The 11,805-nt window shown below is 73.8% G+C and carries 13 protein-coding genes and 1 riboswitch; of the genes, 6 read left to right on the forward strand and 7 right to left on the reverse strand.

The window, feature by feature from the left end; translation table 11 throughout:
• Positions 1–34 precede the first annotated feature (34 nt).
• From gcvT to AW16_RS0113435, 4 genes are all read left to right on the forward strand, one after another.
• On the forward strand, positions 35–1,153 hold the full coding sequence (gene gcvT, locus AW16_RS0113420; RefSeq protein ID WP_029291191.1) for a glycine cleavage system aminomethyltransferase GcvT: 1,119 nt from the start codon (positions 35–37) through the stop codon (positions 1,151–1,153).
• 32 nt (positions 1,154–1,185) lie between these two features.
• On the forward strand, positions 1,186–1,560 hold the full coding sequence (gcvH, locus tag AW16_RS0113425) for a glycine cleavage system protein GcvH (RefSeq protein ID WP_029291193.1): 375 nt from the start codon (positions 1,186–1,188) through the stop codon (positions 1,558–1,560).
• A 272-nt stretch (positions 1,561–1,832) separates the two neighbouring features.
• Positions 1,833–2,057 (forward strand): helix-turn-helix transcriptional regulator, encoded by a 225-nt coding sequence (locus AW16_RS0113430; RefSeq protein ID WP_029291195.1) that lies wholly within the window; start codon positions 1,833–1,835, stop codon positions 2,055–2,057.
• Between the two features lie 69 nt (positions 2,058–2,126).
• Positions 2,127–2,537 (forward strand): NUDIX domain-containing protein, encoded by a 411-nt coding sequence (locus AW16_RS0113435; RefSeq protein ID WP_051681944.1) that lies wholly within the window; start codon positions 2,127–2,129, stop codon positions 2,535–2,537.
• 16 nt (positions 2,538–2,553) lie between these two features.
• Here the strand turns inward: AW16_RS0113435 and AW16_RS0113440 are convergent, their stop codons facing one another.
• From AW16_RS0113440 to AW16_RS17795, 6 genes are all read right to left on the reverse strand, one after another.
• Positions 2,554–3,672, reverse strand: coding sequence for a MalY/PatB family protein (locus AW16_RS0113440; protein WP_029291199.1), 1,119 nt, complete (start codon positions 3,670–3,672; stop codon positions 2,554–2,556).
• 209 nt (positions 3,673–3,881) lie between these two features.
• The gene (gene metE, locus AW16_RS0113445; RefSeq protein ID WP_029291201.1) at positions 3,882–6,212 is read right to left on the reverse strand and encodes a 5-methyltetrahydropteroyltriglutamate--homocysteine S-methyltransferase; all 2,331 of its coding nucleotides are present in this window, start codon (positions 6,210–6,212) and stop codon (positions 3,882–3,884) included.
• A gap of 5 nt (positions 6,213–6,217) precedes the next feature.
• Positions 6,218–7,234: a methylenetetrahydrofolate reductase gene (locus AW16_RS0113450; protein WP_231496059.1), complete on the reverse strand. Its 1,017-nt coding sequence runs from the start codon at positions 7,232–7,234 to the stop codon at positions 6,218–6,220.
• 34 nt (positions 7,235–7,268) lie between these two features.
• Positions 7,269–7,365: riboswitch (SAM riboswitch) on the reverse strand.
• A gap of 157 nt (positions 7,366–7,522) precedes the next feature.
• Positions 7,523–7,732 carry a hypothetical protein gene (locus AW16_RS0113455; protein WP_029291205.1) on the reverse strand — a complete coding sequence of 70 codons (210 nt, stop codon included), beginning with the start codon at positions 7,730–7,732 and terminating at the stop codon, positions 7,523–7,525.
• 52 nt (positions 7,733–7,784) lie between these two features.
• Positions 7,785–8,372, reverse strand: coding sequence for a DNA-3-methyladenine glycosylase I (locus tag AW16_RS0113460; RefSeq protein ID WP_034649221.1), 588 nt, complete (start codon positions 8,370–8,372; stop codon positions 7,785–7,787).
• A gap of 98 nt (positions 8,373–8,470) precedes the next feature.
• Entirely contained in the window at positions 8,471–9,628 is a 1,158-nt protein-coding gene (locus AW16_RS17795; protein ID WP_051681945.1) for a TetR/AcrR family transcriptional regulator, read from the reverse strand.
• Between the two features lie 81 nt (positions 9,629–9,709).
• Here AW16_RS17795 and AW16_RS0113475 point away from each other — a divergent pair, with 81 nt between their 5' ends.
• The gene (locus AW16_RS0113475) at positions 9,710–10,627 is read left to right on the forward strand and encodes a daunorubicin resistance protein DrrA family ABC transporter ATP-binding protein (RefSeq protein WP_034649225.1); all 918 of its coding nucleotides are present in this window, start codon (positions 9,710–9,712) and stop codon (positions 10,625–10,627) included.
• A complete protein-coding gene (locus AW16_RS0113480) occupies positions 10,624–11,424 on the forward strand; it encodes an ABC transporter permease (RefSeq protein WP_029291211.1) in 801 nt (266 codons plus the stop codon). The genes AW16_RS0113475 and AW16_RS0113480 overlap by 4 nt, the downstream gene beginning before the upstream one ends.
• A 51-nt stretch (positions 11,425–11,475) precedes the next feature.
• Here the strand turns inward: AW16_RS0113480 and AW16_RS18675 are convergent.
• A partial coding sequence (locus AW16_RS18675; protein ID WP_029291213.1) for a hypothetical protein occupies positions 11,476–11,805 on the reverse strand: 330 nt, incomplete at its 5' end.

Raw genomic sequence — 11,805 nt, forward strand, 5'->3', positions numbered from 1 at the left:
CGAGCAGCCCGACGCACCAGACAGGAGCCCCCCGATGACCGACGACATCCGCTCCCCCCTGCACGACGAGCACGTCGCGCTCGGCGCCGCGCTCACGTCCTTCGCCGGCTGGCAGATGCCGCTGCGCTACTCGTCGGACATCGCCGAGCACCAGGCGGTCCGCACCGCCGCCGGCCTGTTCGACCTGTCGCACATGGGCGAGCTCGAGGTCGTCGGCCCCGACGCGGCGCGGGCGCTCGACCGTGCGCTCGTCGGCAACCTGTCCGCCCTCGAGCCGGGCCGCGCGCGCTACACGATGATCTGCGCGCCCGACGGCGGCGTGCTCGACGACCTGGTCGTCTACCGCCTGCAGCCCGAGCACTTCCTCGTCGTCGCCAACGCCTCCAACGTCGCCGTGGTGCGCGAGGCGCTCACCGAGCGGCTGCACGGCTTCGACGCGCTGCTCGCCGACGCGTCGCTCGCGACGGCGCTGATCGCCGTGCAGGGCCCGCTCGCCGAGCAGGTCGTCACCGGCCTGGCAGACGACCCGCAGGCCGCTCGCGACCTGCGCTACTACGCGAGCCTGCCCGCACGCGTCGCGGGTCTCGACGTGCTCCTGGCGCGAACCGGCTACACGGGCGAGGACGGCTTCGAGCTGTTCGTCCCCGCCGAGCACGCCCCGCAGCTGTGGCGAGCGCTGCTCGAGGCCGGGACCCCGCTCGGCATGGTCCCCGCAGGCCTGTCGGCGCGCGACAGCCTGCGTCTCGAGGCCGGCATGCCGCTGTACGGCAACGAGCTCGGCACCACGACCACGCCGCAGGACGCGGGCCTCGGTCGCGTCGTGCGCTTCGACAAGGTCGACGACGACGGCGCCCCGCTGCCCTTCGTCGGCCGCGACGCCCTCGAGCACGCCGAGCCCACGCGCCGCCTCGTCGGCCTCCAGGGCCTCGGTCGCCGCGCCGCTCGCCACGGCTACCCCGTCACGACGACCGACGGCGACCAGGTCGGCGTCGTCACGTCCGGCGCCCCGTCGCCGACCCTCGGCCACCCCGTCGCGATGGCTTACGTGGATCTCGCGCACGCCGACGAGGGCACCGACCTGCTGGTCGACGTCCGCGGCCGCGGCGAGCAGGTGCGCGTCGTCCCCCTTCCCTTCTACCGTCGTCCCCGGTAGACCTGTCCCGAACGAGAAAGAGGCACCAGCACATGGCCGCCGAGCTGCCCAGCAACCTGCACTACACCGTCGAGCACGAGTGGCTCGAGGACGGGTCCCCCTCCACCGTCGGCATCACCTCCGTCGCCGCCGACGCGCTGGGCGACATCGTCTACCTCGAGCTGCCGGCCGTCGGTGAGCAGGTGACCGCCGGCACGGTGATCGGCGAGATCGAGTCGACCAAGTCGGTGTCCGAGCTGTTCTCGCCCGTGACCGGCACGGTCGCGGAGGTCAACCAGGCCGCGATCGACGACCCGTCGCTCGTCAACTCCGACCCGTTCGCAGCCGGGTGGCTGCTCAAGGTCGACGTCACGGCGACGGGCCCGCTCCTCACGGCCGACGAGTACGCCGCACAGTCCGCGGGCTGATACGTCGGAGCGGTACCAGGTACCGTTCCCGGGTGATTTGGGTTGAGCCGTTCGAGTGAAAGGGCGCCGCAGCCGGGGAACGATGTATCAGAGGCGTGGATCTCGGTTCATTGTGGAGGTCAGCAAGCGACGCCACGGCGGGGGCCCGGGGCACGACGAGACGAGTTTGCGGAAGTGGCGTCATAGGCCGCCGGGGACTCGCTCTCATCCGGTACTCAGCCCACCGTGGCAGCCGACCGGGGGGCCGGCGCCACGCACGAACCGGAGGAATCATGACCATCCTGGAGACCAGCGCGCAGAGCGCTGCCACGCTCACGCGTCGTGAGCGCGTCGTCCTCGCCGAGCTCGCCGAGGACGTCACCCTCGAGGAGATCGCGACCCGCCTCTTCGTCACCCGCAACACGGTGAAGTCGCAGGTCCGCAGCGTCTACCGCAAGATCGGCGTCTCCACGCGGGCCGAGGCCGTCGCCTGGGCCGTCGCGCACGGCATCCGCTGACCCTCCCGGCCGAGCACCCGAGGACACGCCCTGTCGTCGCACGCCCCTGACCTGCAGCCGACCGGCCCTGTGCTGGTCGTCGCCGCGGCGGTGGTGGACGACGTCGACGCACCGACGCGTCTGCTCACTGCACGGCGCTCGCGCCCCGCGGAGCTCGCGGGGCGCTGGGAGTTCCCCGGCGGCAAGGTCGGCGCCGACGAGCATCCCGTCACCGCGCTGCACCGCGAGCTCGTCGAGGAGCTCGGGGTCGAGGTCGACCTCGGTGCGGAGGTCGTCGGGCCCGACGACGGGCTGTGGCGCCTCACCGACCGGTACGTGATGCGGCTGTGGTGGGCGACGTTGCGCAGCGGGGAGCCCGCCCCGCTCGTCGAGCACGACGAGCTGCGGTGGCTGGCGCGCGCCGACTGGCTCACCGTGCCGTGGCTCGACGCCGACGTGCGGATCGTCGAGCACCTCGTCGCGACCGTCCCGCGCGCGTAGTCCCGCTCAGCCCAGCTCAGCCCAGCACCGCGGCCATCCGCCGCACCGCCTCCGTGATCGTCGCCGACGACGCCGCGAGGTTGAGCCCCACGTACCCCTCGCCACCCGCCCCGAACGACGCCCCCTCGTTCAGCGCGAGCCGCCCCCGCTCGAGGAGCGCGCGGCCCGGCCGCACCGGCTCGCTCGTGCCACGCAGGTCGATCCACGCGAAGTAGGTCCCCTCCCACGGGTGCCAGCGCGCCGCGGGCAGGTGCTCCGCTAGCAGGTCCGCCAGCAGGGCACGGTTCTCGCGCAGGCCGTCGAGCACGCGGTCCAGCCACGCGCCGCCGTGGGCGAACGCGGCGCCGTGCGCGATGGTCGCGAGGTGGCTGACGCCGTGCGACACGATCTCCGGCAGGTCGTCGAGGCTCGTCTCCGGACCCGGGACGGCCAGCGCCGTGGCGACGGCCGCGAGGTTGAAGGCCTTCGACCCGGAGTGCAGCGCGATCGCGTCGGGTATCACCGTGGTGGCGGGCGTGAACGCGCCGTGCAGCGTGAGCGGTGCGTGCACCTCGTCGGCCACCACCCGGATCCCGTGCCGCCGCGCGAGCTCGCCGACCGCGCGCAGCTCGTCGGGCGTGTGCACCGCGCCGGTCGGGTTGTGCGGGTTGCACAGCAGGTACCCGGAGCCCGGACCGGCCGCAGCGAACGACTCCTCGATCGTCGCGAGGTCCAGCCGACCGTCGGCGCCCAGGGGCGCGTCGACGACTCGTCGGCCCACGAGCCCGACGAAGTGCGGGAACGGCGGGTACACGGGCGGGTTGATGACCACTGCGGCACCCGGCTCGGTCACGAGCGCAAGCACCTGCGCGACGCCGTTCATGATGTCCGGCACCGACCGTGACCGTTCGACGTCGACCTCCCAGCCGAGGCGCTCGCGCGCGAACGGGGCGTACGCCTGCGCGTAGGCGTGGGCCGTGTCGTACCCGGTGTCCCCCGAGCGCAGTGCCGCGGTCACGGCGTCGACCACCGCGTCGAGCTGCGGCACGTCCATCTCGGCCACCCACAGCGGCAGCACGTCGGATGGGTACTCGCGCCACTTCTCGCTGGTCCGCGCCCGCAGCTGCTCGAGGCTCACCTCGTCGAAGATCGTCACCCGCCCGACGCTAGCCCCCGGCGTCCCCGGCCTCCCCCACGGTCCCGCCGCGAGTGCGCCGGTCTCGGTCGAGTGCGCGGGTTCAGACCTCGCCTCTCGTCCGATATCGGCGCACTGGGCACGGTGCCGGCGGCACGGTCCGGGCGACGGACGGACCACGGGCCGGCCACCCGAGGGTGACCGGCCCGTGAGGGTCGTGCGGGTGCGGCTCAGAGCTGGGCGCGCACCGTGCGGGTCGCCGCGAGGATGTGCTCCAGCGACGGGGCGACCTCCTCGTACCGGCGGGGCTTGAGGCCGCAGTCCGGGGTGACCCAGAGCTGGTCGACGTCGATGACGTTGACGGCCTCCGAGAGCAGCTCGGTGACCTCGGCCTCGGACGGCACGCGCGGCGAGTGGATGTCGTAGACGCCCGGACCCACGGCGCGCGGGTACCCGGCCTTGACGATGTCCGCGAGGATCTCCATCTTCGAGCGCGCGGCCTCGATGGACGTGACGTCGGCGTCGAGACCGTCGATCGCGTCCATGATCTGGCCGAACTCCGAGTAGCACAGGTGCGTGTGGATCTGGGTGTCCTCGCGCACGCCCGCCGTCGCGAGGCGGAACGAGCGGACCGACCAGTCGAGGTACGCGGCGTGGTCGGCGGCGCGCAGCGGGAGCAGCTCGCGGATCGCCGGCTCGTCGACCTGGATGATCGCGATGCCCGCGGCCTCGAGGTCCGCGATCTCGTCGCGCAGCGCGAGCGCCACCTGGTTCGCGGTGTCGCCGAGCGGCTGGTCGTCGCGCACGAACGACCACGCGAGGATCGTCACCGGGCCGGTCAGCATGCCCTTCATCCACTTGCTCGTGAGCGACTGCGCGTACTGCGCCCACGCGACCGTGATCGGCGCCGGGCGGGACACGTCGCCCCACAGGATCGACGGGCGCGTGCAGCGCGAGCCGTACGACTGCACCCAGCCGTTCTCCGTCACGGCGAACCCGTCGAGGTTCTCCGCGAAGTACTGCACCATGTCGTTGCGCTCGGGCTCGCCGTGCACCAGGACGTCCAGGCCGACGCTCTCCTGCAGGTCGACGACGCGGCGGATCTCCGCCTTCATCTCGTCCTCGTACTGCTCGGCCGTGAGCTCGCCGCGCACGAAGGCCGCACGCGCCTTGCGGATGTCCGGCGTCTGCGGGAACGACCCGATGGTCGTCGTCGGCAGCGGGGGCAGCTCCAGGCGCGCGGCCTGCGCCTTCTTGCGCGCGTCGAAGTCACCGCGGCCGAAGGCGTCCTCGGTGAGGCCGGCCGCACGCTCGCGGACCTCAGGGCGCACGACGCCCGGCGCGCCCTGGCGCGAGCGGACCGCGTCGGAGGCCTCGAGCAGCTGCTCGTGGATCGCCTCGCGGCCCTCGGTCAGGCCCTCCGCGAGCACGACGACCTCGGCGACCTTCTCGTCGGCGAACGCGAGCCAGGTCTTCAGCGTGGCGTCGAGGTTCGGCTCGTCGGCCGTGGTGTGCGGGACGTGGAACAGCGACGTCGACGTGCCGACGGTGACCGCCGCGGCGCCGAGGTTCTCCAGCTGCTCGAGCACCTGCAGCTTGGCGTCGAGGTCGGCGCGCCAGATGTTGTGGCCGTCGATCACGCCCGCGACGAGCGTCTTCGTCTCCAGGCCGGGCACCGCCTCGGTCGGGGCAGCGCCGCGGACCAGGTCGATGCCGATCGCCTCGACGTCGGTCGCGGCGAGCACCGGGAGCGCCGCGCCGAGGTCGCCGTAGGGGGCCGCGACGAGGATCGCGGGGCGCTCGGGCGTCGTCAGCTCGGTCGCGAGCACGCGGTACGCCTCGACGACGGACGCGAGCAGGCGGTCGGTCTCGACGTCGAGCGAGTCGGAGACGAGCGCGGGCTCCTCGATCTGCACCCACGTGGCGCCGGCGGCGGCGAGCGCGCGCAGCAGGTCGGCGTAGACCGGCAGCAGGTCGTGCAGACGGTCGATCGGCGCGAACTCCTCGGGCGAGCCCTCGGCGGCCTTCGCGAGCGCCAGGTAGGTCACGGGGCCGACGACGACGGGACGCGTGACGACGCCCTCGGCGAGCGCCTCCGCGAACTCGCGCACCGGGCGGTCGGACGCGAACCGGAACTCGGTCTCCGGGCTGATCTCCGGCACGAGGTAGTGGTAGTTCGTGTCGAACCACTTGGTCATCTCGAGCGGCAGGTCGTCGCCGCGGCCGCGGGCCACGGTCGAGTAGCCCGCCAGGTCGAGCGAGCCGTCCTCGCCGACGAGGTCGGCGAAGCGCGGGGGGACCGCGCCGACGACCGCGGTCGCGTCGAGCACCTGGTCGTAGAACGAGAACGCGCTCGGGATCGCCGGGACGTCGGTCGGCAGGCCCAGCTCGGCGAGACGCGTGCGCGTGCGACGGCGCAGCTCGGCCGCGGTCGCCTCGACCTCGTCGGCGGTGCTGCGGCCGGCCCAGAACGACTCGAGGGCCTTCTTGAGCTCGCGGCGCGGCCCGATGCGGGGGTAGCCCAGGACGGAGCCGGCCGGGAACTGGGGGACGTTGCTCATGGGGTTCAGCCTTCGGGTGTCGTCGTGGTGCGGTCGCGTGCGGCGGAGCGGGCCCCGCCGTCGAGCTGGGCGCCCTCGAGGAGGTCGAGGGCGGCGTGGTGCTGGTTGTACGTGTAGAGGTGCACGCCCGGGGCGCCGCCGTCGAGCACGCCCTTGACGAGGTCGACGCCGACGCGCGTGCCGCGGCGGTGGCGGTCGAGCTCGTCGTCGGCGCCACCGAGCAGGGAGAGCAGGTCGGCGGGGACGGGGACTCCGGTCAGCTCCTGCACGCGCAGCAGCCGGGCCGGGTCGGTCGTCGGGATGATGCCCGGGATGATCGGGATGACCACGCCCGCCTCGCGCGCCTCGGCGACGAGTCCCAGGTACGACTCGGCGTCGTAGAACACCTGGGTCACGGCGAAGTCGGCGCCGGCCTCCTGCTTGGCGAGCAGCGAGGCGACGTCCTGTGCGCGCGTGCCGCCGGTCGCGGCGTTGCCGCGCGGGAAGGCCGCGACGGCCACCGACAGCGGGCGCACGCGGGCGCGCACGGCCTGCGACGGGCTCGCGACGCAGCGCTCGGCCTCGATCTCGCGCAGCAGCTCGACGAGCTCGCTCGCGGTGTGCAGGCCGTCGGGGTGCGGCTGCCAGTGCGGCTCGTCGACCGGCGGGTCCCCGCGCAGCGCGAGGAACGACCGGACACCCTCGTCGAGGAACTCGCCGACGATCGCCGTGATCTCCTCGCGGCTGGTCCCGACGCACGTCAGGTGCGCGATCGGGTTCAGGGTCGTCTCCTGCAGGAGGCGGGTCACCAGCGCGCGCGACGTCTCACGCGTGCGGCCGGCAGCCCCGTAGGTCACGGAGACGAAGTCGGGGTGCACCTGCTCGATCGCGCGCACGGTCTCCCACAGGCGCGGTGCTGCCGAGGGGTTGCGGGGCGGGAACAGCTCGAACGAGACCGTGGGACGGTCGACGGACGCCAGGGGCCGCACGGTCGGCGCGGTGTGCGCACCGGGCGCGCGCTGGTCGAGCGCTGCGGCGCTCACGAGGTGCTCAGACACAGGGTCTGCGACATGGTCCACTCCATCGGTCCTGGCGGAAGCACCCACACCCTCGTCGCGGAGGGGGGTTGCTGCGGCGTCGACGAGCCAGGTCTCTCGGCCGCTCTGGATGGTTGGTGGAAGGCTAACCGCGCTCTCGCATGGTGGGCAAGACTTCTCGCGTTCTGAGACGCGAGGTCCGGGTGGCGGGCACGCCGAGCTCCACGCCCAGGTCCGCGCCGTGTTCTGTACGGGAGCGGCGGGCGTCGGTCGCTGCGAGCGGTGCTGCGGGCGTCAGGCGCGTCGGCGAGGCTGCTGGAACGGCTCGGGCCGCCCCCGCTGGGACGGCACCTCGAACCAGGACCCCGGAGCCGACGCGGGCACCGACTTCAGCCCGTCCTGGACAGCGGCGAGGACCCGCTCGTCGGGGGCCGTCGTCCCCGTCAGGGCGTCACGCGCACCGCGGACGGCGTCGCTGCCGTCGGTGATGTGCGGATCGGTCATGCGCGGCAGGCTAACCCGAACGGCTGGCGTCACAGAACCTCCCGGGCCAGCATCACCCGAGGGGAGCAACGGACGGGCACGACGCCAGGTGGTCGTCGACCACCCCGCACGCCTGCATCGCCGCGTACGCGGTCGTCGGTCCGACGAAGCGGAAGCCGAGCCGCTTGAGCTCCTTGGCGAGCGCGGTCGACTCGGGCGACAGCCCGGGCACGTCCTCCCACGACGCCGGCCGTACCCACGCGGAGCGGTCCGGGGCGTGGGACCAGATCACCGCGTCGAGCGATCCGCCCGCCGCGTGCAGGTCGCGCAGCGCGCGGGCGTTGGCGATCGTGGCCTCGATCTTGGCGCGGTTGCGCACGATCGACGCGTCGGCCATGAGCCGCTCGACGTCGTCGTCGTCGAAGGCCGCGACCGTCTCGGCGTCGAAGTCGGCGAACGCTGCGCGGAACGCGGGCCGCTTGCGCAGGATCGTGATCCACGCGAGCCCCGACTGGAACCCCTCGAGCGCGAGCCGCTCGAGCAGCGCGTGCTCGCCGTGCACGGGTACGCCCCACTCCTCGTCGTGGTACCGCTCGTACAGGGGGTCGCCGTCGCCGAAGCAGCGGCCGGTGACGGCGGGGACGGGCGCGGGAGCTGTCATGGCGGCAGTCTCCCCCCGAGCTCCGACACGGCCGCCGACCGTGGCGCCGGCTGTGGGCGGGCGCGTCGGCGGACGTGCCTGTGGACGGCTCGACCTGCTCAGCGGGAGGAGGCCGACTCCACGAGGCGCTCGGCGCCGTCGAGGATCAGCCGAGTCCCGAAGTCGAGCGCGCCGGCATCGGCGTCGGGCTCGCCCCGGAACACCCCCGCCGCGACCACCCGGGACATCGCGGGGTGCTGCACGGGGTCCACGAGCCGCTCGATCACGAGGTCGGGCGCCGAGCCCTCGTCACCCGCCGACGCCGCCACGGAGCGCTGCCGGGTCAGCTCGGCGTCCACCATGCGCGCCCGTTCGAGCTGGTGCCCGCTGAGCGCACCGACCACGAGCAGCTTCTCCGCCTCGGTCAGCGCGGTCTCCTCGAGCGCGGCCACCATCGCCTCCATCCACGCGAGCCGGTTGGGCCCGACGGCGAACAGCAGCGCGGTGGTGCGACTCATCCACGGGTGCGCGCCGAGGATCGGGGCGGACAGCCCGAGCAGCAGCTCGAGCCGCGCGCGCCAGCCGCCCACCTCGGGCCCGACGACGGGCGGCCGCCCGGACGCGCGGTCGGACATGAGCATGAGCACGTCGTCCTTCGAGGAGACGTAGCGGTAGAGCGACATCGTGGTGAAGCCGAGCGACTCCGCGAGGCGGGCCATCGACACCGCGTCGAGCCCCTCGGCGTCGGCGAGCGCGATCCCCGCGTCGGCGATCTGCTCGAGCGTGAGCCCGGGACGCGGGCCGCGACGCGCGGGTGCGGGCGCGCGCCACAGCACCGCGACGTCCGGCGGGAGGTCCGAGCGGTCGACGACGGCGGTCTCCGGCTCGGCGCGCTGGGCCTGCCGCAGCGCCTTCTCTGCCTCGCGCGCCGCGCGCTGGCGGGCGAGTGCCGCGGTGCGTTCGGCCTGCTCCGCCTCGCGCTGCGCACGGCCGGCCTCGCGTGCGGCGTCACGCGCCTCGCGCTGGAGCCGCTCGGTCTCCTTCGACGCCTCCTTGGCGACGCGCTCGGCGTCCTTCTGCGCCGTGCGGTCGGCCTTCTCCTGGTCGCGGCGCGCGCGGTCCGCCTCGCGTGCCGCGAGCCGGTCGGCCTTCTCGCGGTCGCGCCGGAGCGCCTCGGCCTCGCGCCGCGCGTCCTCGGCCTCGCGCCGGGCAGCCTCGTCGACCTCGTCGCGTGCGTGCCCGGCCACCTCGCCGTGCGGATCCGTCCCGTCCGACATCGCCCACCTCCTTGACGCCCGATCCTATAAGTGTGTATGACATACACACACAGTTTACGACGTACGCAGAAAGGTGGACCGATGACCGAACCGATCATCGCCGTGCGGGGGCTGCGCAAGTCCTACGGCGATCTCACCGTCCTGGACGGCCTCGACCTCGACGTGGAGCGCGGGCAGGTCGTCGCACTGCTCGGGCCCAACGGCGCGGGCAAGACGACGACCGTGCGCATCCTCGCCACGCTCCTGGCCGCCGACGGCGGCACCGCGACCGTCGCGGGCCACGACGTGCGCACCGATCCCGGCGCCGTGCGCGCCGCCATCAGCCTCACCGGGCAGTACGCGGCGGTCGACGACCTGCTGACCGGCGAGGAGAACCTGCGCCTCATGGCGCGCCTGTCCCACCTGCCGGCCGACGAGCGCCGCACCCGCCCCGCACGTCTGCTCGAGCTGTTCGGCCTCACCGACGCCGCGCGCCGCCCGGTCAAGACGTACAGCGGCGGGATGCGGCGGCGGCTGGACCTGGCCGCGAGCCTGCTGAGCCGACCGCAGGTGCTGGTCCTCGACGAGCCCACCACGGGGCTCGACCCCCGCAGCCGCGGCGACCTGTGGGACGTCATCCGTGCCGTCGTCGCGGCAGGCACGACCGTGCTGCTGACCACGCAGTACCTCGAGGAGGCGGACCAGCTCGCGGACCGCGTGGTGGTGATCGACCACGGCCGGGTCATCGCGCAGGGCACGCCCGCGCAGCTCAAGGCAGGCGTGGGCGCCGCCTACGTGGAGGTCGTCACCGCCGCGGGCACCGAGCGCATCGAGACGGACGGCTCGCTCGACGACGTCGCCCGCATCCTGTCCGGCCTCGACGCACGCGAGGTCGAGAGCTGGCAGGTCCGCACGCCCACGCTCGACGACGTGTTCCTCACCCTCACGGGCCGCCCCGCCGACGAGACGGCCGACCGGGCCGCCGACGACGCGACCCCCGTCCTCCAGGAGACCCGATGACCGCCCTCGACCTCACCCCGCGCGTCGCGTCCTCCGGCCCGACGACGAGCGACACGCTCGCGCTCGTCGGCCGCTGCCTACGCCGGTCCACGCGCCAGCTCGACACGCTGCTGCTGGCCGTCGCGCTGCCCGTGATGCTCCTGCTGATGTTCGTGTACGTGTTCGGCGGGGCCATCTCCGCCGGCATGGCGCACGCGAGCTACGTGGACTTCGTCGTCCCCGGGATCGTCCTGCTGACCGCCGGGTACGGTGCCTCGAGCACCGCGGTCGACGTCGCCAACGACATCACGGGCGGGATCATGGACCGCTTCCGCTCGATGCCGATCCGCTCCACGGGCGTCGTCACGGGCCACGTCGTGGCGAGCCTCGCGCGCAACGCGCTGTCGACCGGCCTCGTGATCGCGGTCGCCCTGCTCATCGGGTTCGACGCGGGAGCGTCGTTCGGCGGGTGGGTCGCGGCGCTCGGGCTCGTCGCGCTGTACGTGCTCGCGATGACGTGGATCGCCGTGGCGATCGGGATCTCCGCGTCCGGGCCGGAGGCGGCGAGCGGGTTCACGTTCGTCATCCTGTTCGTGCCGTACGTGTCGAGCGCGTTCGTGCCGGTCGACTCGATGCCGTCGGTGCTCGAGTCGATCGCGCGGTGGAACCCCGTGACGCCGGTGGCGGACAGCGTGCGTGCGCTGCTGCTCGGGCACACGCCGGCCACGTCGACCGTGCTCGCGGCGCTCGCGTGGTGCGTCGGCCTGCTGGTCGTCGGACGGGTGAGCGCGGGGCTGCTGTTCCGCCGGGCGCGTTGACCAGGCGGGTGACGAGGACGGCCGAGCGCGCGCGTCGCGGCGGCCCGTAGGTCAGGATCGAGGGGTGACGACCCAGACACCTCCCGAGACGTCCGGCTCCTCCCGCGCGTGGTGGTGGGCGATCGCCGTGAGCGTCGTGGTCGTCGTGGTCGTGGTGGCGGTCGTCCTCGCCACCCGGCCCGACGACGACGCGTCCGCCGGTCCGACGGGCAGCGCGAGCACCTCGTCGGCGCCGGCCACGACGTCACCGACGACCATGCCGACCACGTCCGCCCCCGCGACCCCGAGCCCCGCGAGCCGCTGCACCGCCTCGGCACGCATCGCGACGAGGCGGGCGCGAGTCTCGTCGTGCTCCGTGCTCGCGGCGCTCGCGTCGCGCTC

The organism is Cellulomonas sp. HZM, from assembly GCF_000708885.1.
Classification (GTDB): Bacteria; Actinomycetota; Actinomycetes; order Actinomycetales; family Cellulomonadaceae; genus Cellulomonas.